We start from the raw sequence: 23,805 nt of genomic DNA, 5'->3' as shown, positions 1-23,805 counted from the left end.
TACCATGTAAAAAGCTATATAAATTTGTTATTTTGCAAATTTATATAGCTTTTTAAGTATTCTTATTATGTGCGATAGATATAAAAAAATAGTATGTTTATATAAGTTAAGTTTTCTGTATTCTCACTAGTAATATATATTTTAGAAGTATTTTGAAAGTTAAACAATTGGCAGTATATTCTATTTTTCTATTGAAAATGATATAATATAGCTACTAAGAGGGAGGAGGACAAAATTTTGAAGTTAAAAACCTATCAATTGATTCTGATTGTTTGTATGATTTTTCTTTCTTTTCCAATAAAAATTAACTCTGCTTCAGATAGGGTTCCAGTTAAAGTCGGGTATTATGATGATGGCGATTATATGAGTCGAAATGAAAATGGAGAGTATATAGGATTTAATTTTGAATACTTACAAGAAATTACTAAGTACACTAACTGGAAATATGAAATAGTAGATTGTAAAAGTTGGGAAAATGCTCTTGAAATGTTAAAATCAGGTGAGATAGATGTTCTTCCTAGTGTCTATTATACAAAAGAACGTACAAAAGAAATGCTTTTTCCAACACTACCAATGTGTAATATCTATACAACTTTAAATGTAAAAGTGGATGATACTCGTTATGATTATGAGGATTTTGATTCATTTCAGGATATGAAAGTAGGTGTTATTAGTAATAGTAAGGATGCTGAAAACTTTAAAGAATATTGTAAAACAAATGATTTTGAAGTTAAAATTATATCTTATAAAGAAACAGATGATTTATTAAGAGATTTAAAAAATGGAAATCTTGATGGTGTTGCTATAACACATCTTGGTCGGACTAGTACATTTAAAAGTGTAGCACAATTTTCTCCAGAGCCACTCTATACTGTGGTTTCAAATAAGAAACTGGATTTATTATCTCAACTGAATTCTGCTTTGAATACATTGACACTTAGGAATTCAAGTTATGAAACAAAATTATATAATAAATATTTTTCTATAAGTACTGCTCAGAAGCCAGTATTTACAAAAGATGAGCAAGAATATATACAACAATCTGGTGAAATTTCAGCTGTTTATGATTCTACAAAGATACCACTAGAATATGGTGATTCAAAAACAGGTGAGTTTTCTGGTGTGGTTGCTGATTTATTTAAGGAAATTACAAATAACACTGGTTTAAAATTTAGATTTGTTTCTGCAAAAAGTTATAGTGAAGCACTTCAAGTATCAAAAGATTCTAGAATATCTATAGTTTGTGGTATGGAAAACGATTATATTAACAACCAAAAAAACAATATAAGAACAACGCAGTATTATTTACGTGCTCCAGTAGTTTTAGTTAGTGGAGAAAAAGAAAATGAAATTAAAAAAGTGGCAGCTGTAAATGGTTCTTTAATTGGACAAAATATTACTGAAGATGGGAAACTAGATAGAACTATACAGTATTATAATTCTCCAAAAGAATGTTTTGAGGCTGTATTAAAGGATAAAGTGGATGCTGTTTATGTAAATACATATATTGCAGATTATCTATTGTCCAATCCTCGTTATGAAAAATTTTCTGTTTCGACCTTGACAAACTATGCAGAAGAAATAAGTATTGGTATTTCTGATTCTGCAGATTCGAGGTTATTTTCTATACTAGATAAATGTATTCAATATATGTCAACAGAACAAATGGACAGAATAATTTTAAAAAATACGATAATTCAATATGATATAACTTGGCAAGATATTATCCACCAGCATCCAATGGCAATTATTGGAGGCGTTATTATAGTATCAGCTATTATTATTATACTTTTGAGTTTTCTACTTTTATTAAAGTCAAAAAATAATAAACGTATTGAGAGTTTGTTATACCGAGATAGTCTTACAGGAATTTGGAATTTAAATAAATTTTGTAAAGAAGCTATTAAGAGTTTAAGAAGTGCAGAAAGTGGTTCATATGTGATTGTTTATTTAGATATAAAACAATTTCGAATGATTAATGACACTTTAGGTTTTTCAGAAGGAGATGAAATACTTTGTGCATTAGCTAAAGCTTTACAAGATTCTGTATCTTTTGAAGAATCTTGTGCTCGCGTTTCTGCAGACCAATTTGTTATGTTATTAAAATACGATAGTTGGGAGTGCTTAGAAGAACGTCTCTTCAAGATTGATAATCAATTAAATGGTTGGGTAGAAAAAATGAGAAAAACTTACCAACTTATTCTTGTATTTGGTGTATATATAGTAGATGAAGTTGAAAAACATGATATATCTCTCATGCTTGACCTAGCAAATTATGCAAGAAGAAATACAGAAATAACTCACAAAAGTTGTGTTGTACTTTATGATATGACTATGAGAGAGGAAGGGTTACATCAAAGAAACTTAACAGATAGAATGCAAATAGCCTTAGAACATGGAGAGTTTGTTCCATACTTTCAACCAAAGGTAGATATGAATACAAATAAATTGGTAGGAAGTGAAGCATTGGTAAGATGGAATTATCCACATAAAGGTATAATAAGTCCTGCAAAATTCATTCCTTATTTTGAAAAAAACGGATTTGTGGTAGAAATTGACTTTTATATCTATGAAGAAGTCTGCAAAATGTTAAAGAGATGGATGGATTTGGGATTAAATATTAGTCCAGTATCCTGTAATTTTTCCAGAATTCATTTTAATAATGAAAGCTTCTCAGAAAAATTGATAGAAATAGCGGATTCCTATAAAATACCTCACAAATACCTTGAAATAGAAGTCACAGAAAGTATTTTTGTTGAAAATCTCAATCAGATTTTGAGTCATTTTAATCAACTAAGAGAATCAGAATTTCCTATTTCTATAGATGATTTTGGTTCTGGATATTCCTCTCTTGGCTTATTACAACAATTTTCTGTTGATATAATTAAGTTGGACCGTACATTTATACAAAAAGGAATGCATGGTAGTCGTGAACAAGCTGTCGTGCGTGGAGTGGTAAATATGGCAAAAGAATTAAATATGAAAGTTATATGTGAAGGGGTAGAAAGTATAGAACAAGTGAGAATACTAAAAAAAATTGGATGTTATTTGGCACAAGGATATTTTTATGCAAAGCCAATGCCACAAGATGATTTTGAGCAATTATTAAAAAATCCTGTCCTTAAAATTAAATCAAATGTTTAAGGTACTCGTTTATTATATAAGAGAAAAAGAAAAATACCTATTCTAAATTTATATTAACTAAATTGAAAAAGCTATAAATAATAGAATTATTATTTATAGCTTTTTATTATATTAAGTAGTTAATTAAAATTAAATACAAATTGTAGTCATTATATTTTCTGTTTAAGTTTTAAAACTTGTTTTACTATATTTGTTGAATGGTCAGAAATTCTTTCTAAGTTAGTAAGTAAGTCAAGGTAAAGTACACCAGCATCAATTGTACAACTACCATTATTTAATCTAATCATATGAGAATTTCTAAAAGTTTTTTCTAAGTAATTTACTTCATTTTCAACTTCTAAAACTTTGTTTGCTAATTCAAAATCTTTTACATCTAAAACTACTAAAGCATCCTTAAAGTTAGTCATAGTTTTATTGTATATTTCATAGATTTCTTTTATTGCACTATCAGAAAAGTTAACATTCATTTCTTTAACAGTCATAGCCAACTCAGCTATATTTTCAGCATGGTCAGATACTCTTTCGATATCATTTACTGTATTGAAAAGTAAATCTGTTCTAAATCGTTCATCATCTCTGAGTGGTTCTTTAGAAAGTTTTAACAAGTAATTTAATATATCTTTTTGCAATTTATTAACAACTTTTTCAGACTCAAAAGTTTTCTTAATATCCTCACTACTTTTATTTAAAAAACCTGCAATTGAATGTTCTAAAGAGTTTGTAGCTTTATGGCCCATTCTAACAACTTCTTGTACAGTATTACCAAGTGCTATAGATGGAGTACTAAACATTCTTTCATCTAAGTACTTAGTATTGTTTACAATTTCTGACTCAGTTTCCTTAATAGGTATAAGTTTATTTGCTAATTTAACTATGTATTTAGAAAATGGCAATAATATTATAACATTTGTAAGATTAAATAAAGTATGTGCATTTGCTATTTGTCTAGCTGTGTCAGTTGGGTCAAAATGAGTAACTATTGCTGATATAGGTTTATTTAAGACAAGCATAAATATTATTGTACCAATTACATTAAAGCTTAAATGCATTACAGCTGCACGTCTAGCATTTCTATTTGCACCAACACTTGATAAAAGTGAAGTAACACAAGTACCAATATTATCTCCATAAAGTATAGGTAAAGCAGCTGATAGAGGAAGTATTCCTTGAGAAGCTAAAGCTATTAGCATACCCATAGAAGCACTTGAACTTTGTATGATACCAGTGATTGCAAATCCTGCTAATATACCAAGGATAGGATTTTTACTAAAATATAAGAGTGTATCAGTAAATCCCTTATACTCAGCAAGTGGAGCTACTGCATCTTTCATAAATTCCATACCTGTAAATAATATACCAAAACCAATAAGTATTTCAGCTAAGTGTTTTGTTTTTTGATTTGATGTAAATAAATAAAATACTATACCTATACCTAATGCAATTGGGGCTATTCCTTCAAGATTAAATGAAACTAATTGGGCAGTAACAGTAGTACCTATATTTGCACCCATTATTACACCAATGGCTTGACTTAGATTCATTATTCCTGCATTTACAAACCCTACAACCATTACAGTAGTAGCACTTGAACTTTGTATGATACCTGTAACAACTGTACCCACCAATACACCCATAACAACATTACTTGTTAAGAGTTCGATGATTTTCTTTAATTTGTCTCCTGCCGATTTTTGTAAACCTTCTCCCATTAAACTCATTCCATAAAGAAAAAGTCCAAGTCCACCGATAAGACTAACTGCTATATTCACGATATTTCCTCCCTTAAGAAATTAATAAATTTTTTATATGAATTATAAACTTTATTAACTAAAATTTATCGTTTCCATAATATAGAATAACAAATTTTGTCAATTTAAATATTAACGTTTTGTTAAGTATAGGTTAAGAGAATGTTAAATCTTTAAGTTGTTGTTAATTTGAGAAAACTTATATCATATAGTAATTTAAATACTTAAGGTGATATTTAGCATATTTTGGATAAAGTCAACTTAACAAAGAATTAACTGTTTTCGTCAAAATATTTATAATTAAAAAATATCATCCTTTGCAGAATGATATTTTTTAATTATAAATATTTTTATATTCAATTGGTGTAAGGTTGTTGAACTTTTTAAAAACCATACTATAATAATTTTGGCTATTGAACCCAACAAATACAGCAACATCTAAAATAGACATGTCTTCTCGAAGCAAATATTTTTTACTTTTTTCGACTCGAACCTTATTGAGAAAGTTAGTAAATGTATATCCACTTTCTTTTTTAAATAGGGAGCAAAAATAACTTTTATTAAGTTGTAAATCATTACATATATCACTTACTGTTATATCCTCTGAGTAGTTTTTATGAATATAATCGATAGTTTTTTTTACATAAAAACTAAGAGCTGGTTTGTGTTTCATTTTATCATTACATATTTCTGATAAAAGATTTGATATATAATCTACACATGATAGAGGCTTAAATGGTATATCAGAAAACTCAATATCATTATTAATGCATGATTTAAAAGGCCCTATAACAAAATAGCCACTAGAAATATCAAATTTATGTATTGGCATAATTAAAAATTGTATGTCATTGCAAAAACTTAACATTATATAGGATAAGTTTTTATTAGATATAAAATCTGTGCTTTTTATATTATTGAATATGTTTAAACTTGAAAAGTATATTTCTAGTTTATCACTGTAGCCAACACTACAAAGTTCTTTTAAATCCTTATTAATCACTTTTGTTGGGATATTACAACAGTCAAAAAAATCATTAATGATAAGTTCTATATCATCTTTAAAACATTTCAAAAAATCACCTCATCTAAATTTATACAAATATTTTTATAAAAAAACAAATATAGTTAAGAATTTAAAAAACATATCGCGTAAAATAGTTATTGCGAATGATAATTAATTTCGTTAAATAATATTATGATGTAAGAGAGGTAAAAAGTCAATGAAAAAAATAGCTATTTATGGGAAGGGAGGAATTGGAAAATCAACAACAACTTCCAATTTATCTGCATCACTTTCTCATTTAGGATATAAGGTTATGCAAATAGGATGTGACCCTAAATCAGATTCTACTAAAAATTTAATGAAAGGAAAATTTATACCAACAGTTCTCAATGTAATGAAAAAGAAGAAAGATGATTTAAAACTTGAAGACATAGTATTTGAAGGATATGGTGGAGTATTATGTATTGAAGCAGGAGGCCCAACTCCAGGAGTAGGTTGCGCTGGAAGAGGCATAATAGCGGCCTTTGAAAAATTAGAAGAATTAAAGGCATTTGAAATATATAATCCAGATGTAGTAATTTACGATGTACTTGGAGACGTTGTTTGTGGAGGATTTTCAATGCCAATAAGAAATGGATTTGCAAATGAAGTGTATATAGTAACTTCTGGAGAAATGATGTCAATGTATGCTGCTAGTAATATATCTTTAGCTGTAGAGCAATTTAAAAATAGAGGATATGCTTCTTTAAAAGGACTCATATTAAACGCTAAAAATGTTGAGAATGAAATAGAATTAGTTGAAAAATTGGCTGATGAAATAAAAAGTAAAGTTTTTCACTATATCCCAAGAAATAAAATCATGCAACAGTCTGAGAATAATGGAAGAACCGTTATAGAAGAAGATAAAGATGATGAAATGTCACAAGTATATATAGAACTTGCAAATAAGATTATGCAAAGTAACTAGATAAATATAAGATTAAAATAGAAAATACAGATTTAAAATAAAGTTTATTATGGAGGAAATTTTTATGAAATTTAAAAAGATATGTTCAGTATTTTTACTTAGTGCATTAATATTAACAGGATGCTCAAAACCATCAAATGATGAGTCTGCAAATAAGGAGTCAAATAACAACGTAAAAGTTGTTTCAGCCACAGTAGCAGCAACACAAGTACTAGATAAATTAGATGCTACTTTAGTAGGTATTCCAACGACTAAATCTGAATTGCCAGAAAAATATAAAAATCTACCAGAAGTAGGACAAGCTATGAATCCTGACTTAGAAATTGTAGCATCTCTTGAGCCAGATGTATTTATAGTTGATAGTATGTTTAAAGAAAATGTTGAGAAGAGTATGAAAGAATATAACCTAGATACATTCTATTTTGAAACTGGAACATACACAAAGTTTCTTAAAAGTATAGAAAATTTAGGTAATAAAATAAATAAACAAGATGAAGCAGAAAAACTTATAAAAGAGCTAAAAGGAGTAGAAGAATTGGTCGTAGAAAAATCAAAAAAACAGGATAAAAAACCAAGAGTAGCTATTTTATTTGGTGGTGGAAATAGTTTTATGCTAGCTACAAAGAGCTCATATCTTGGTGATTTGGTTAAAACAGTAGGTGCTGAAAATATAGCTGATAACTTAACAGATAGTGTGGATTCAGATTATATACAATTTAGCTTAGAACAAATTATAAAAGAAAATCCAGATTACATACTTAGATTTGCACATGGGAATATAGAAGAGACTAAAAAAGCATTTGATGATTCTTTTGATAAAAATCCTGCATGGGCTACATTGAATGCAGTGAAAAATGGAAAAGTTATAGATTTAGACTCAAGTATATTTAATGTATCAGCAAATATACATGTCAAAGATTCAATAAATAAACTGGGAGATATCTTATATGGAGATAAATAGATTTTAGGTGAATAATATGGATAATAAAAAAGTCTTATTGATATTTACAGGGTTGATAACTGTAATTATTTTATTAATTGTTTTTTCTACTGTAGGGAGTGTAAATTTAAGTATTGGGGAAATATTTGATGCATTGATAAATGAAAATAATACAATGGTTACTACAATAGTTTATAAAATGAGGTTGCCTAGAAATATTTTAGCAGCGTTAGTTGGTGCAAATCTAGCAGTTTCAGGATTATTGTTACAAGCTGTTATGAAAAATCCATTAGCAGACCCTGGTATAACAGGTATATCTACAGGAGCAAGTGTAGCTGCTATTATAATATTGCTTTTATTTCCACAATATACAAGTATGTTACCAATAGTTGCTTTTATAGGAGGACTCATATCTTGTGGAGTAGTATATTTGATGGCGTATAAAAATGGGCTTAGACCAGAGCGAATTATACTAGCTGGAGTCGCTGTAAACACTATATTAGGTGGTGTTATATCGTATTTATCAACTATGTATAGTGAAAGAATTCAAAGTGCAATGTTGTGGTTAAACGGAAGTTTAGCCACAAAGACTTGGTTAGATGTAAATATGCTAATATGGTATTCTGTTATAGGATTGATAGGAGCAATTTTACTTATCAGAAGTACAAATGTACTGCAACTAGGAGATGACGCAGCTACAAATCTTGGCTTCAATGTAAATAAAAGTAGGTTTCTAATCTCATTAGTAGCTATATTTTTAGCAGGTGTTTCTACCTCCATAGTTGGTGTCATCAGCTTTGTGGGTCTTATAGTACCACATATAACTCGTATGTTGCTTGGTAGTGACCATAAATATACGATACCATTTAGTATAGTACTAGGGAGTATAGTATTATTAATTGCAGATACATTAGCAAGAACAATAGGAGGCTCTATAGAGATTCCAGTAGGCGTTATTATGTCTATAATAGGGGGTCCATTCTTCTTATATTTATTAAGAAAGAGAGGCGGTTATTAATGTTCAATGTAAAAAATGTCAAAATAGGTTATGAAGATAAGATTATCATAGACAATCTGAGTGTGAGCATTAAGGAAAAAGAAGTAGTTTCTATATTAGGTCCAAATGGTTCAGGAAAATCTACGCTACTTAAATCCTTATCTAGAATTTTGAAAATTAAACAGGGTGACATATATATTGGTAAGAAAAATATGAAAGTCATGAGTAATAAAGAAATTTCGAGGAAAGTGGCATTATTAGCTCAACATAATGCCTCCTTAAAGGATATAAAAGTAAAAGATTTAATATATTATGGAAGAATACCACATAAAGGTTTTTTTGAAAGTAAAAATAAAAATGATGAAGAGATAGTAAATTGGGCAATGAGAAATACAGGTCTTGAAGCATATAAAGATAAATTGGTAAGTAATTTATCTGGAGGAGAAAGACAAAGAGTATGGTTAGCGATGGCACTTTGTCAAAAGCCAGATATACTTTTATTAGATGAACCTACAACATATTTAGATATATCTCATCAATTAGAACTAATGGAACTTGTAAAAGATATAAATAAAAAATTTGGAATGACTATAATTATGGTTCTACATGATATAAATCAAGCGAGCAAATATAGTGACAGACTTATTATTATGAATAATGGTGCTATAGTAGCGGATGGCCATCCTAATAACGTAATAAGTGAAGAAATAATAAAAGATGTTTATAAGGTAAAATGTGATATAGATATAGATCCAATTAGCAAAAAGCCTAGGATTCATCCAATAATGTTATGTAGAAGAACTAGTAGTATATAAAGTTTTAACATTTGAAATGACCACAGTTTAAAAATATAAAAAGTAATATAAGTGTAACTTTAAATTTATAAAGTTGTATAAGTAATAGGATTGGAAAGGAAAAAATATGTATACTTTAAATGTATTAAATAGATTAAAAGATATAGCATATGATAAAGATATAAAATCTTTATCATATGCTGTGTTTCCAGGGACTCATTGTCCATTGTTTGGAGTTGTATTAACTGCATCATATATAAAAAACATGGCTCTTGTGATAGTAGGAACAAATGAATGTACTTATTATAGTAAAAACTTTGCATATCATAGACAGTCTGGTCAAGATAGTGTTTATTCAGTAGTTCTAAAAGATAAAGATATAGTTTTTGGTGCAGAAAAAAAAGTAATAGAAGCTGTAAAGTATATTTCAGAAGTTGAAAAGTTTGATGCAATAATGATAGTAACTACATGTGTACCAGAGTTAATAGGTGAGGATTATAATGCTTTATCTGAGGAATTGGAAGAACTGATAGGTATCCCTGTTTTAGCAGTTAATACCGAACATTATACTTGTAATTCTCATATAATTGGAATGACTAGAGCTTTAAAGAGTTTATCATCAGTTATGGAGAATCATACAAATAAAAAAGGTGTTAATATTTTAGGGCATAGACAAGAGAATGTAGAAGATACAGAGCTTGTAAAGTTACTTTTTAAAGAAGGCGTAAAAATAAATTGTGTAATACCATCTAAATGTACTATAAGAGATATAAAAAGTGCATCTAGTGCTAAATTAAATATAGTAACAGACATGATAGCATTGGATTTAGCAGAAGATATGAAAAATAAATTTGGAATAGAATACATATATTTTGATAAAAACATGAAAGAGTCAATTATAATGGAAAACTATAATAAACTTTGTAACATTTTAGATATAGATGTACAAGATGAATTATTAGAACAAAGACAAAAATATAATTTGTTATTGAATAAATGTAGACTTCTAATGGAAGGTAAAAAGCTAATTTATGGGAATACACCAATGATGGTGTTTGAAACAGTGGATTTCTTAACAGAATTAGGGTTAGTGCCAGAATTTATACAAGTGCGTGAACTTTATGAACAAGATGGTTTATTTAAAGACAACATAATAAAAAAAGGACACAATCCATATATAAGCAGAATTGCGAATATAGCTCCACTTAGAAGTTTGTATGATACTATAAATGCAGATATTTATATAGGCCATGAAAATCCAATGTTATTAAAAGAAAAAGGACTTATGCAAATAACGTTAGACGAACATGCACAAAAAATAGGGTTTGAGCTTCCAATAGGCATAATGGAAACTTTAATTAAATTGTTTGATGTGGAGAAAGTTACAAGAAAGGAAGTGATTTAATATGGAAGTATATAAATATTTTCCAAATCCTTCTGATAGAATGGGAATAATATTTACAGTATCATCAATAAGTGAAGCCTGTGTCATAGAATTTGGCCCATCAGGAACAACTCACTATGCGATAGAAGCAATTGGAAGTTTAAATGGAGAAGACAAAGCAAAGATTTATTCAACTCATATGAGTGAAAGTGATGTTACGTTTGGAAATTATGATAGATTAGAAAAGGCTATAATTGAAATAGATAATAATATTAACCCAAAATATATATTTGTAATGGCTTCATCTGTATCTTCTATTATAGGTGTGGATATAGTAGGAATCTGCAATATCATAAGTGATTCTGTAAACTGTAAGTTAATCCCAATTACAACAGGTGGATTAAGAGAAGATTATAATCAAGGAGTTGAAGATTTTCTTTATATATTAGCAAAGGATGTAGTAAAAGAGAGCAATGAAAAAATTGATAGTTTTAATATAATTGGATGTAATATAGACCAATATAACTTTTTATCAGATTGTGAAGAAATTAAAAGGATGATAAAGACTTTTTTCAAAAAAGAAGTAAATGTAACCTTTACATCATACACATCAATAGATGAAATAGAAAATGCATCTAAATCTAGTTTAAATATAGTACTTAGGAAAGAAGGTATTAAAGCAGCCACTTTTATGAAGGATAAGTACAATATACCTTATGTGTATAAAAAGCCTTATGGAATAAAAAATACTGAAGAATTTATTAAAGACATACAAAAAGTAACTATGTGGGATTTGGATAAAAGTGCTTATGAAGCTGAAGTATCTAACATAAAAAGACAAGTATTTAATATAAAAAGGAAGTTTTATTTTTATAAGGAAAGCAAAAAATGTGCTGTATTTGGAGATTATGACACTGCTTTAGGATTTAAAGATTTATTGAATGAATTAGGTCTTGAAGTTGATAGAGTTAATATATTGCATAATACAGATTGTAATGACGAATCTGTATATATTGGAAATAATGAGTTAGAAAGAAATAAATATTTAAAAGAAAATGAGTTATTGGTTTTATTTGGAGATGGTACTAGTATTGATATGAGTCACAATTCAAAGTTAGATATACAGATAAGTAATCCAAACCTAAAAAGTGTAAATATATATCCATATACACCATTTATTGGATTAAGAGGAGTGCTTTACATAATTGAAAGAATACTTAATATATCACTATAAGATAGATTTATTAAAAGGTTAATACATATTTTCTCACAATAATTTATGAATTCTGTTAGGATTTGTAAGATATGGGATATAATATAAATAAGTAAATTTTATAAATAGATAATTTACTTGCTTTATTTTAATTATGTTGGAGAAGTGGGGGAATAGGTTATGGAAAGACTAATGGAGCTTTTAGAAAGAAAATTTTTAAAAGATGTAGAACTCTTAGAATTGGAAGATATAGAAAATGTAGTAGAGTGTAAAATGACACAGCCATACAATGCTCACTATAATGAATACTTAGTAAAAGTGAAAAATGGAGATATAATAGAAGAATATTTTGTGTATTTAAAACATAGATAGATGTAAAAGAGGTGTGTATTTTATTTGTAATATTACAAAATAAATACACACCTCTTTTAGTATTAGAGTGTAAAACTATAAAATTTTAATTTATATCTATTTGATATTTTCAACAATATCAGTTAATATTGAGTCTAAATCATTACTAATGTCTGTAACACCATTATGAGTAATATCTATGATTTCTTTAGTCATAGGAAGTTCACCTAGAAGTTTTAAATCTAAATCATTTAAAAACTTTTCAGTAGAGTCACCATCAAATAGTTTGATTTTTTTAGAACAATCAGGACATTGAATATAACTCATATTTTCAATAACTCCAAGAACATTTATGTTCATTTTTTTAGCCATATTAACAGCTTTTGATACAATCATAGATACCAAATCTTGAGGAACTGAAACCATAACTATTCCACTTATAGGTATAGATTGCATAACTGTTAATGCAACATCTCCAGTGCCTGGGGGCATGTCTATAAGTAAATAGTCTAGTTCTTCCCAAAGTACATCAGTATAAAATTGTTTTACAACTCCTCCAACTAGAGGTCCTCTCCAAACAACAGGTTCATTTTCATCATCTATCATAAGATTTATAGACATTACTTTTATGTTATTTGAATTTTCTACAGGATAAATATAAGAACCATCAGAATAAGCTTTTACATTTTTTAGACCCATAAGTCTAGGAATACTTGGTCCTGTTATATCAGAGTCTAATATACCAACTTTATATCCCATTTTATTTAGTTTATTAGCAAGTAAAGCAGTTACAGTCGATTTACCAACTCCACCTTTCCCACTCATAACACCAATTATTTTTCCAAATTTATTGTTAGGGTTATTTTCAATAGAACAATTTGATTGACTATTACAATTTCCCTTTGATGGACATGAATTACAATCTGCCATATCTATTACCTCCAATGTTTAGTATTTATTAGATTATTTGTAACCTACATATACTATTTTAGTACAATTAAACAATAAAGTCATTATTTAAAAGGAACTTAGAATATTTTCTATTAATCAAATAGTAATTTATTATAAAAAAAAGAAGGTAATAAAAAAATATAACCTTCTCAATAAAATGGTTGTTTCAATTGACCTATAGAGTTTAATCATATAAACATATAGGAAATATTTCAATATATTATACATAAATGGTCATTTTATAAGTATAACTGGGAATTATATATATTTTTTATAGAAGTTTGTTGAAAAACAATTAAAAATCATGAAGAAAAAAGATATAATTAGAAATGTAGTGATAAATTTAAAAATGTGGTAATAAATATTTTACTAAAAATGATAGCATTGAAATATTTTAAATAACATCAGGAGGTATATAGATGGAAATAAAACCAAGAAGTGCAAAAGTAGAAGAGTTTGATAAAGTAACAGGATTAATAAACTATGTGTTTAGAATATCAAGAAACTATAAGCCAACTATGGTGGAAGAGTTTCCCCTTTTATTGAATAAAGATAACATAGAAAATATGATTATAATATCAGAAAATGAAAAAGTAGTTTCAGATGTAAACTATTTGGTACAAGATGTATCTATTCAAGGAAATAAACTAAAGGTTGCAGCTATAGGTGGAGTATGCACACATCCAGATTATGAGAAGAAGGGATATTCATCTAAAATACTAGATAAAGCAGAAGAAAAAATGTTTTCTGATGGTGTAGATGTTTTAATTATTTCAGGGACAAGAAGTTTATATAGTAGAAGAAACTGTAGTGTAGTGAAGAGTTTCTATAAATATACAATAAAGCCAGAAAATATTGAAATACCATATGAAATAGTTGAATTTGATGAAACTAATTTTGAAAAAGATGCTGATTTAGATAAAATGATTGAATTATATAATCAAAATAGTACTAGATTTATAAGAACGAGAGATGAATTTAAAAAATTATTACATGCAGCTACTATTGCTTGGGGGCCAATTGATTATAAGAAAGTATTTATAAAAGAAAATAGTAACATAATAGGATATTTAATAATAAGAACAATAAAAAAAGAAGGTTCTATTATAGGAGAAGTAGTTGAAATAGGAGTGAATAATATAAATGTTGAAAATGTATTAAAATATGTTACGAATAAATTTGGTTTAGAGTATTTAGACTATAAGGTACATGTAAGAAATCTAAAGGACCAATTAGAATGTAATGAACTAAAGTCTTTGGATTATCAACAAGGAACAATTAAAATAATAAATTACAGTAAATTATGTGATAATTTAAAAGGTTATTTTAATCAATATGTAGATTCTGAACTATTAGAGCATATTGAATTTAAACAAGTTGAAAATAAATATATCATCAAATATAAGGAAGAGGAGCTTATGATAGAAAGTTTAGATAAACTTAATAAGCTATTTTTCGAAAGAAATGAAGAACAATACAATGAATTTAAACATTTAAAAAAAATATATGAATTTACTACAAAAGTATTTCCTATAGATTTTCCATGGACTGCAAATTTAAACTACCAATAATTATTATACTTTTTACCTAAGATTTAAAAGAAATGTTCTTAAAGATGGTTTAAAGAAGTTGATTCAATTAGCCAATCAAAGAAGAGATTACCTACATCAAGTAACTTGAGTATAAAGTTATTTGGTATGGAAGATTAGTTCAATGAGTGTTGGAAAAGTACTTTTATGAAGGAATTTGAAAGGATGAGTATTATATGGACATACTTGAAAAAATAGCAGAATGTATATTAAATATGGGTGTAAATAATATAGAAGAGTTAGTAAAAGATGCTATAGAGGAAAATATTAATGTAGAGGATATATATGAATATGGGTTAAACAAGGGTATGATAGGTGCTTTAGATAAATTTGAGAGTAAAGAATACTATCTTTCAGAAGTGATAGTATGTACAGATGCATTAAACAAAGGTATTAGCATCTTAAAGGGCACTGGAAAGATAAAGAAAAAATCAAAGGGAGTAATTTTAATGTCTGTAGTAGAAGGTGACACCCACGAGATTGGAAAAAATATTGTAAAAGTAATGGTTGAAGCTACTGGATATAAAGTAATTGATTTAGGTGTAAATAGAAAAAGCGAAGATATAATAGAAGAAGCTATAAAAAACAATGTAGATATAATAGGTTTATCTTCAATGATGACAACGACAATGGAAAACATGAAATCAGTAATAAATAAGCTTAATAGACTTAATTTAAGTAAAAGGCCAAAGGTAATAATTGGTGGAGGTCCTGTAAGTATGGATTTTGCAGAAGAGATAGGTGCAGATGGATATAGTCCAAATGCTCCAAAAGCAGTTAAATTAATAGACAAACTTATAGGAGGAGAAATTTAGAATGTTTTCAGATATGACTTTATTGCAATATATAAATAGTGAAGATAGAGGATTTTTCCTGCCTGATATGGGTACAAATGGTTTATTTTTAATAAATAAAAAAGCATATGAAGTATATGATAGTGTAGATTTACAATTGGAATTAGCAAGAACTATGGACAAATATTTTGAATCAGATTTTATATATTCATTTTGTGATGGAATTACATTTTGTGAGACTCTGGGCTTAGAGACACTAAGACCAGATTACGATTTTCCAAGTGTATTGACACATACAATAACAGATAGTGAAAAGTTAAGAAAATTAGATGTACCAGACCCTTATACAAGTGGACGTATGCCACTCAATCTAGAAAGCTTGTCACTAATATCAAAAACTATAAAAAAACCATTATATGAATCAATACAAGGTCCATTTACTCTTGCAGGTCAATTAGCTGGGGCTACACAACTTTTAAGGTGTATAATAACTGATAAAAAATTTGTGGATGAGTTATTAGAATTCACTACTGAGTTAGTAAGGCGATATGCTGTGGCTGCAAATAAAGCAGGTGCAAAATATATTTCAATAGCAGAGCCAACATCAGTAACTTTAAACAAAGCTAGATTTGATGAATATATAGTAAAAAATTTAAATGAGATATATGATGAACTTGATTGTTGGAAAGGTATGCATATATGTGGAGACACAAGAGAGTTGTTAGATAATATGTTGAGTTGCAATGTAGATGCAGTAAGTTTAGACCAAATTCTAGACTATGAAGAGATTGCACCAAGAATTCCAAAAGATATAGTTTTAATTGGAAATTTAGACCCAATAAAACTTCTTGGACGTTCTACACCTGATAAAATCACAAAGGAAACACTAAAGTTGTTAAAAAAGATGAGAAAGTATGATAATTTCCTATGCGATTTTGGTTGTAACTGTTTAAATACAACACCAGTAGAAAATTTACAAGCAGCCATAAAAGCAGGCAGAATTAGTTATAAAGAATTAGATAGGATTGATATGAATGAGTTGGAATAACAGTAAAAATATGCCTTATTTAGAATTTATAGATTTAGAAAATATTTATATAAATAAAGATACAGTGCTAAAGTTTTTGGGATATTCTAATAGAAAAGTTCCAGAAATGATTAATGAAATAGTTGAAGAAGAAATAAAAAGTATAAAAAGCATATTGAATATTAAAGTTTATATAAGTGAAATTGATACTGATAAAATGCCTAAAGAGTGTAAAAAGGCATTTGCTATTTTATATACTATAGGAGATAAAATTGATATTAAGATGAACGACTACATGAAAAATTGTAATATGATGGCAGGTCTAGCACTAGACAAAATAGGTGTAGTATGTTTAGATTACATTAATGAAAAAATAAAAATGTATTTAAAGGAAACCTATAGTAATCTCAATATATCATACGAGATATATCCAGGAGATAAAGATTTTAAAGTTGAAAATCAAAAAGACATTTATGAATATATAAAAAATAAATACAATAATTTGGAAATAAAAATCAATGATTATCATCAATTGGCTCCTATAAAAAGTGTCGCGATGCTCATATTAATGGGTGATAAGGAAAATACTGAATCAAGATGCAGTAAATGTATTAGAAAGTGTTTTTAGAAATTTTTACAAGATTAAAGTTGATATTGGCAAGTTGCAATAATTTTTTTAGCTTAAATATACGCTAGCTAAAAAAATTATTGCAAAATAATAAGATTCTACTTATAAATTATAATAAATTTTTTAATTCAATGAGAGTGTTTATTTCATAAGTTGGTATAGAACTAGTATAATTTATACTGTTATTGGAGTTTAGCCAACAAGTATCTATTCCTGAATTTATTCCTCCTAATATATCTGAAGTTAAACTATCACCAATCATCAAAGCAGAAGTTTTATCATAACAGTTAAACTTTTTAAATGCATATTTAAATATTTCTGGATTTGGTTTTGATACTTTTACTTCTTCTGATACAATCATTCCATCAATATATTTTTTTATTTCTGAGTTTTTAAGCCTATTATTTTGGACTTTAGAAATTCCGTTTGTTATTATGATAATTTTATATTTACTTTTAAGGTATGACAATACATCAAGTGTACCTGGCATTAAAAAAGTACATTCTGACAAAAGATTTAGGTACATTTTACTAAGAATTATAGGGTCAACATTTAATTTCATTTCCTTTGCAAAAAGTTCAAATCTAAGTAGCTTAAGCTCATCTAAAGTTATAGTGTTTTTTTCAAGGTCAAGCCAAAGCTTATCACTTATATTTCTATATATTTTTATACATTTTTCAAAGTTAAAATCCAATCCAAATTTAGATAAAAGTTTCTTGAAAGCATAAGATTCACTCTTTTTAAAATCAAATAAAGTATCATCTGCATCAAAAAATATAAATTTATATCTCTTCATAAGGTCTACCCTTTATAGTATAACTGCAAAAACTACTTTGCTTTCACTATTAGAATCATTTTGCCATTTGTGCTTTGTTCCTAGAGGAATCTTAACACTATCACCTTTGAATAGAGTAAATTCATCATCATCCATAAATAGTTTGACTTCTCCTTCTAAAATGTATGCAATTTCATCTCCATTATGAGTAATTCTATCAACACAAGAAGATGTATTTGGAGCCAAATCCATAATAGCAAATTCTAAGTTACCACTAGAATCTGGAATTAAAACTTCATATACAACATCATTACTTCCAGGTAAAATAACTTTCTTTCTACTATCGCGTCTCACTATTAAACTTTTTTTATCTACTTCAGATACAAAAAATGTAAATAGAGGAACATTTAGAGAAGAGGCTATAGATTTTAATGAGTTTACAGATGGATTAGCAAGACCTCGTTCTATTTGACTCAATAATGATGGTGTAACATCTGCTAGTTTTGCTAAATCTCGAATACTTAGATTTTGTTTTTTTCGAACTTCAGCTATTTTTTCTCCTAAATTTAAATCATTCATATAAATATCCTCTCTTTTTCGTTTTAAAAATATTACTTTAAAATAACCTAAATAAAAAGATTATATAGTATGAAATCATTATAACATATAAGATATAATTTTGAATAAATAATGTTAAATCTAATTGAATAAATTAAAATATAATTGACAAGTGGATACAGAATACTTAAAATATATTTAAATAAAATTAAATTAAGTAAAAAATAATTAACTTACTTTAAGATAGGAGGGAATAGTGTGCAAATAACAACTTTTGGAGCTATATTTGGCTTATTAGTAGCAATTATTTTAATTATAAAGAAATTTCAAGCTGTATATAGTTTAATGTTAGGGGCATTTGTTGGGGGAATAATTGGAGGAGCGAGTATAACAGAAACTGTAGATTTTATGGCAACTGGAGCTATGAATATCTCACCATCAATTCTTAGAGCTTTAGCATCAGGTGTATTGGCTGGAAGTCTAATAAAAACAGGAGCAGTTGATAAAATATCAGAACAAATCGTAAAGATATTAGGAGAAAAGAGAGCCTTACTTTCTATAGCTGCTTCAACAATGGTACTTGCAGGAGTAGGTGTAAATTTAGATGTATCTGTAATAACTGTAGCACCAATAGGCTTATACATAGGAAGAAAATTAAACTACTCTAAATTAGCAATACTTTTAGCTATGTTAGGTGGAGGTAAAGCAGGTAATATAATATCACCAAATCCAAATACCATTGCGGTAGCAGGAAATTTTTCTGTAAATCTATCTAGTGTTATGATAGCAAACGTAATTCCAGCAATTGTTGGTATTGTGATTACAGTTGTTTTGGCAAGTTTATTAATAAATAAAGGAAACAAGGTGGAATCATATGAACTCTTGGAGCAAAGAGAGGGCTTACCAAGTTTGTTTAAGTCATTATGTGGTCCAATTGTAGCTATATTTTTATTGTTTTTAGGAAATATATCACCTATAGTAATAGACCCTATGGTTGCACTTCCTATAGGAGGAGTAGCGACCTTAATAGCTACAGGAAATTTGAAGAATACAAGAGAGTATTTATCTTTTGGATTATCTAAGATGCAAGGTGTATGCATATTATTACTCGGAACAGGGACTATTGCAGGTATTATACAAATGTCTGAATTACAACAGAGTACAATAGGTATACTACAATATTTAAATATGCCACAATTTTTATTAGCACCAATTTCAGGTATACTTATGTCACTGGCAACAGCATCATCAACAGCTGGAGCTACTATAGCATCATCAACTTTTTCTGATGCTATATTAAGTGGTGGATTATCGCCAATTTCAGGTGCATCAATTGTTAATGCAGGTTCTAGTGTATTTGAACAATTACCACATGGTTCATTATTTCATACTAGTGCAGGTAGTATAAATATGGATATAGGTGAAAGATTTAAATTGATTCCGTATGAAGCACTAATAGGAATAGTAATGACTATAGTTTCAACATCTATACAATTAATCTTATAATAAATATAAATATTTAATGAAAAAAGTAGGATTTTGTTATTAAATATTGAATTTATATAAAAAAGAAAGATTGGAGTTTTAAGGTGAATAAAAAAAAGATAGTAATTATAGGGATTATTTATTCATTTTTAGTTGTAGTTTCACTCGCAAATATGTATGTAGGTATGGAGTATAATTTGAATATATTTGAATATGTTAAGAAATCACTTCCATTTACAGAAGAGGAAAAACAATGGCTAAAAAAACATGAAAATTTAGTTTATAGTTCTGACCAGAGCTCTCCTCCCCTTAGATATAAAGGTCAAGAAGATGGTCAATACAAAGGAATTGTTGTTGATTTAATTAATTCCCTATCAATCCAAATAGGTAGAGATTTCTATTTTAAACCAAATACATGGTGGAAAGAATCCTTTGTAAATCCAGTGGATGATAGTATAAGATTTTTTGACTTAATTCCATCAAAAGAAAGAGCAAATAAGTTTGTATTTACTGACCCAATTTATACGTTAAGCGCAAACATATTGAAAGATAAAAAATCACAGAATATAAATAGTTATAGAGATTTAAAAGGAAAAACAATAGCAATACCAGAGGGTGACTATTCTATAAACTTTTTGAAACAAAGAGTTGATAATATAGATATTGTGTTGACTCCAGATATAAAGACTGGAGTCAATTATTTAATGTCAGGTAAAGTAGATGTAGTTGTTGGTGATGAACCAGTACTACAATACTATGTAATAAACTATGAACTTTCAGATAAATATAGTATTTTAAATACTCCTATTTATACCAAAAAGGCAGTTCTCGCTGTTCCTAAACAATATGAAGAATTAGTTGGTATTTTAAATAAGGGAATTTTTAAACTTCAGAAAAATGGTGTATATAAAGATTTAAATAAAAAATGGTATTCTATATATAATGAAGTTGATGATGTATTATATGATAGAGGAGTCATACCAATCATTTATATTTTTATAGGCATAATTTTGATATCTATTTATATTTTTTATAGTTATACATATTTATTAAAAATAGAAATAAGAAGGAAAACAGAAGAAGTAATAGAAAATAAGAAGGCTTTAGAGGCTACATTTAATAGTATCACAGACATAATAATGCTTATAGATGACAATTACAATATAGTTGAATCAAATAAAGTATTCTATGATTTTATCAATGAGACACAATATAAAAAAGAAGAATTAATTGATATAATAAAAAATATTATTGAGAATACATTTTCTGAAAATACACATGAAACAAGTGAAATAGAATTGAGTAATAAAATTTTGAAAATAAGTACTTTCCCTGTAGAATATAAAAAAAATAATGTTGAATATATAGTAGCTTTAATTAAAGACATAACTAATGATAAAATAATAGAAGCAAAGTTGTTGAGAGATAATAAAATGATATCTATAGGGCAACTAGCTTCTGGAGTAGCACATGAGATAAGAAACCCTCTAGGAATAATAAGAAATAATTGTTATCTTTTAAAAGATAATGTTACTATAGAAGAGGTAAATGATTGTGTAAAATCAATAGAAAGTAATGTAGATAGAGCAAGTAATATAATAACGAACTTATTAAATTTTGCAAGAATATCAGATGATAGTTTAGAAAATATAAATATGAGAAATTTTATTGAAAATATAGTCAAGCTTCAGTATAAAGTTTTACAGTTAAAAGATGTTGAAATAAATATAAACTGCAATAAGGATTTAGTGTGTTACATAAATGGAGAGTCTTTAAAACATGTATTTATAAACTTAATATCTAATTCAGTGGATGCAGTACATAAAGGCGGTAAAATTATTATAAATTGCTATGTGAAAGAGCGCTGTTTATTTATAGATTTTAAAGACAATGGTGATGGTATAAAAGAAAACGTTTTAAAGGATATATTTAATCCTTTTTATACTACAAAGCCGATTGGTGAAGGAACTGGATTAGGATTGTATATTACATATAATGAGATTAAAAAGAATAACGGAGATATAAGTGTCAAAAGTCAATTGGGAGTTGGTACTTGTTTTTATATAAAAATTCCACTAAATAAAGAGGTGACTATATGATGAAGATACTAGTAGTTGATGATGAATTAGAGTATGGAACAATAATGAAAAAAATTTTGCAAAAGAATGGATATGTGGTAGATATAGCACTAAGTGGAGAAGAAGCTGTGAGTATTATCAAAAAAAATAAAAATTATGATTTGATTTTGTCTGATGTTATGATGAAAAACATGGATGGAGTACAACTTTTAGATAAAATTAAATCTATTAATAAAAATATAGAAGTTATATTAGTTACTGGATATGGAAGTATTGAAAATGCAGTTGAAGCCATGAAAAGAGGAGCTTTATCTTATTTTATAAAAAGCAATCCTATTGAAACTTTATTAGAAGAAATTGAGAAAGTAAAAATAGAAAAAGAAGTAGTTTGTACACAAAAAAATAATTTGGACTTTACTTTAGAATCTAAAAATAAGGATTTTAATAATATAATAAAAATCGCAAAAAAGGCTGCTTGTAAAGATGTAAATATACTAATTCTTGGAGAATCTGGGGTAGGAAAAGATGTTTTAGCTAGATATATACATAGTCTAAGTCCAAGAAGAGATGAAATATTTGTACCTGTAAACTGTTGTTCTTTTTCTGAAAACTTATTAGAATCTGAGTTATTTGGACATGAAAAAGGTTCTTTTACTGGAGCAGTAGATAATAGAAAAGGCAGATTTGAACTTTCAAATAAGGGCACTTTATTTTTAGATGAAATAGGAGATATACCTCTAAATGTACAAGTAAAATTGTTAAGGACACTTGAAGATAAATCTATAGAGAGAATAGGAAGCAACAAGTCTATTAAAGTTGATTTTAGATTAATTTGTGCAATGAATAAAGAACCTAAAATAGAAATACTAAATGGTAATATAAGAGAAGATTTTTTTTATAGAATAAGTACAATAACAATAACTATACCACCTTTAAGAAATAGAAGAGAAGATTTAAATACACTTATAGACTTTTTCTTAAATAAATACCAGATTGAACATGATAAAAAAATATCCTCAATTGATAAAGAAGTAGTTGATTTTTTAATAAATTATGATTATCCAGGTAATATAAGAGAATTAAAAAATATAATCAATAGATTAGTAGTTTTAAGTGAAGGAAGTAAGTTATCAAAAGATAATTTAAACTTAATATCAAATAATATAAACATAGATGATAAAATAAGTATTAGACCTCTAAGAGAAATAAGAAAAGAATTTGAGTGTGAATATATTGAAAAGGTTCTATCTCTATGTGGAAATAATATTTCAAATACAGCAAAAAAATTGGAGATTAGCAGAAGACAATTAACTAATAAAATATCAGAGTACAATATTAAGTGAGAAAAAAACTTCTCATATACTGAGCAAAAAATT

Annotated in this window: 20 protein-coding genes; 15 read left to right on the top strand and 5 right to left on the bottom strand. The window is 27.4% G+C overall.

What is annotated here, in order from left to right; all coding sequences use genetic code 11:
* The first annotated feature begins 237 nt into the window (after positions 1 to 237).
* Entirely contained in the window at positions 238 to 3,144 is a 2,907-nt protein-coding gene (locus IC174_RS14260; protein ID WP_227433221.1) for an EAL domain-containing protein, read from the top strand.
* A 149-nt stretch (positions 3,145 to 3,293) separates the two neighbouring features.
* Here IC174_RS14260 and IC174_RS14255 read toward each other — a convergent pair whose 3' ends face one another.
* Together IC174_RS14255 and IC174_RS14250 are read right to left on the bottom strand one after the other, a co-directional pair.
* Positions 3,294 to 4,913, bottom strand: coding sequence for a Na/Pi cotransporter family protein (locus tag IC174_RS14255; protein ID WP_227433222.1), 1,620 nt, complete (start codon positions 4,911 to 4,913; stop codon positions 3,294 to 3,296).
* A gap of 313 nt (positions 4,914 to 5,226) precedes the next feature.
* Entirely contained in the window at positions 5,227 to 5,967 is a 741-nt protein-coding gene (locus IC174_RS14250) for a helix-turn-helix transcriptional regulator (protein ID WP_227433223.1), read from the bottom strand.
* Between the two features lie 148 nt (positions 5,968 to 6,115).
* On the opposite strand from IC174_RS14250, the gene IC174_RS14245 reads away from it, so the two are divergent.
* From IC174_RS14245 to IC174_RS14215, 7 genes are all read left to right on the top strand, one after another.
* The gene (locus IC174_RS14245; RefSeq protein ID WP_227483231.1) at positions 6,116 to 6,865 is read left to right on the top strand and encodes a nitrogenase iron protein NifH; all 750 of its coding nucleotides are present in this window, start codon (positions 6,116 to 6,118) and stop codon (positions 6,863 to 6,865) included.
* A gap of 64 nt (positions 6,866 to 6,929) precedes the next feature.
* Entirely contained in the window at positions 6,930 to 7,826 is an 897-nt protein-coding gene (locus IC174_RS14240; RefSeq protein ID WP_227433225.1) for an ABC transporter substrate-binding protein, read from the top strand.
* A 16-nt stretch (positions 7,827 to 7,842) separates the two neighbouring features.
* On the top strand, positions 7,843 to 8,823 hold the full coding sequence (locus IC174_RS14235; RefSeq protein ID WP_227433226.1) for a FecCD family ABC transporter permease: 981 nt from the start codon (positions 7,843 to 7,845) through the stop codon (positions 8,821 to 8,823).
* Positions 8,823 to 9,617, top strand: coding sequence for an ABC transporter ATP-binding protein (locus IC174_RS14230; protein ID WP_227433227.1), 795 nt, complete (start codon positions 8,823 to 8,825; stop codon positions 9,615 to 9,617). Before IC174_RS14235 ends, IC174_RS14230 begins: the two co-directional genes overlap by 1 nt.
* A 106-nt stretch (positions 9,618 to 9,723) precedes the next feature.
* Positions 9,724 to 11,001 (top strand): nitrogenase component 1, encoded by a 1,278-nt coding sequence (locus IC174_RS14225; RefSeq protein ID WP_227483230.1) that lies wholly within the window; start codon positions 9,724 to 9,726, stop codon positions 10,999 to 11,001.
* A gap of 1 nt (position 11,002) precedes the next feature.
* On the top strand, positions 11,003 to 12,214 hold the full coding sequence (locus tag IC174_RS14220) for a nitrogenase component 1 (protein WP_227433229.1): 1,212 nt from the start codon (positions 11,003 to 11,005) through the stop codon (positions 12,212 to 12,214).
* A gap of 159 nt (positions 12,215 to 12,373) precedes the next feature.
* On the top strand, positions 12,374 to 12,565 hold the full coding sequence (locus tag IC174_RS14215) for a hypothetical protein (protein WP_227433230.1): 192 nt from the start codon (positions 12,374 to 12,376) through the stop codon (positions 12,563 to 12,565).
* 96 nt (positions 12,566 to 12,661) lie between these two features.
* Here the strand turns inward: IC174_RS14215 and IC174_RS14210 are convergent, their stop codons facing one another.
* A complete protein-coding gene (locus IC174_RS14210; protein WP_227483229.1) occupies positions 12,662 to 13,474 on the bottom strand; it encodes an Mrp/NBP35 family ATP-binding protein in 813 nt (270 codons plus the stop codon).
* Between the two features lie 440 nt (positions 13,475 to 13,914).
* Here IC174_RS14210 and IC174_RS14205 point away from each other — a divergent pair, with 440 nt between their 5' ends.
* From IC174_RS14205 to IC174_RS14190, 4 genes are all read left to right on the top strand, one after another.
* Positions 13,915 to 15,066: a GNAT family N-acetyltransferase gene (locus tag IC174_RS14205; RefSeq protein WP_227483228.1), complete on the top strand. Its 1,152-nt coding sequence runs from the start codon at positions 13,915 to 13,917 to the stop codon at positions 15,064 to 15,066.
* 194 nt (positions 15,067 to 15,260) lie between these two features.
* Positions 15,261 to 15,899: a cobalamin-dependent protein gene (locus IC174_RS14200; protein WP_227483227.1), complete on the top strand. Its 639-nt coding sequence runs from the start codon at positions 15,261 to 15,263 to the stop codon at positions 15,897 to 15,899.
* A 1-nt stretch (position 15,900) separates the two neighbouring features.
* Positions 15,901 to 16,926 (top strand): uroporphyrinogen decarboxylase family protein, encoded by a 1,026-nt coding sequence (locus tag IC174_RS14195; RefSeq protein WP_227483226.1) that lies wholly within the window; start codon positions 15,901 to 15,903, stop codon positions 16,924 to 16,926.
* Positions 16,913 to 17,533 (top strand): hypothetical protein, encoded by a 621-nt coding sequence (locus IC174_RS14190; RefSeq protein ID WP_227483225.1) that lies wholly within the window; start codon positions 16,913 to 16,915, stop codon positions 17,531 to 17,533. The genes IC174_RS14195 and IC174_RS14190 overlap by 14 nt, the downstream gene beginning before the upstream one ends.
* A 109-nt stretch (positions 17,534 to 17,642) precedes the next feature.
* Here the strand turns inward: IC174_RS14190 and IC174_RS14185 are convergent, their stop codons facing one another.
* Positions 17,643 to 18,329, bottom strand: a complete 687-nt coding sequence (locus tag IC174_RS14185; RefSeq protein WP_227483224.1) for a YjjG family noncanonical pyrimidine nucleotidase — start codon at positions 18,327 to 18,329, stop codon at positions 17,643 to 17,645.
* A gap of 12 nt (positions 18,330 to 18,341) precedes the next feature.
* Entirely contained in the window at positions 18,342 to 18,887 is a 546-nt protein-coding gene (locus tag IC174_RS14180; protein WP_227433237.1) for a helix-turn-helix domain-containing protein, read from the bottom strand.
* 237 nt (positions 18,888 to 19,124) lie between these two features.
* Between IC174_RS14180 and IC174_RS14175 the strand changes: the two genes are divergently transcribed.
* From IC174_RS14175 to IC174_RS14165, 3 genes are all read left to right on the top strand, one after another.
* Complete coding sequence (locus IC174_RS14175; RefSeq protein ID WP_227483223.1) at positions 19,125 to 20,372, top strand: GntP family permease; 1,248 nt, start codon at positions 19,125 to 19,127, stop codon at positions 20,370 to 20,372.
* Between the two features lie 83 nt (positions 20,373 to 20,455).
* A complete protein-coding gene (locus tag IC174_RS14170) occupies positions 20,456 to 22,450 on the top strand; it encodes an ATP-binding protein (RefSeq protein WP_227483222.1) in 1,995 nt (664 codons plus the stop codon).
* Positions 22,447 to 23,772 (top strand): sigma-54-dependent transcriptional regulator, encoded by a 1,326-nt coding sequence (locus IC174_RS14165; protein WP_227483221.1) that lies wholly within the window; start codon positions 22,447 to 22,449, stop codon positions 23,770 to 23,772. The genes IC174_RS14170 and IC174_RS14165 overlap by 4 nt, the downstream gene beginning before the upstream one ends.
* The last annotated feature ends 33 nt before the right edge of the window (positions 23,773 to 23,805 follow it).

The organism is Clostridioides sp. ES-S-0001-03, from assembly GCF_020676075.1.
Lineage (GTDB): Bacteria > Bacillota > Clostridia > Peptostreptococcales > Peptostreptococcaceae > Clostridioides.
The sequence above is the reverse complement of the archived record's forward strand: the minus strand, read 5'-3'. Positions and strand labels throughout refer to the sequence as shown.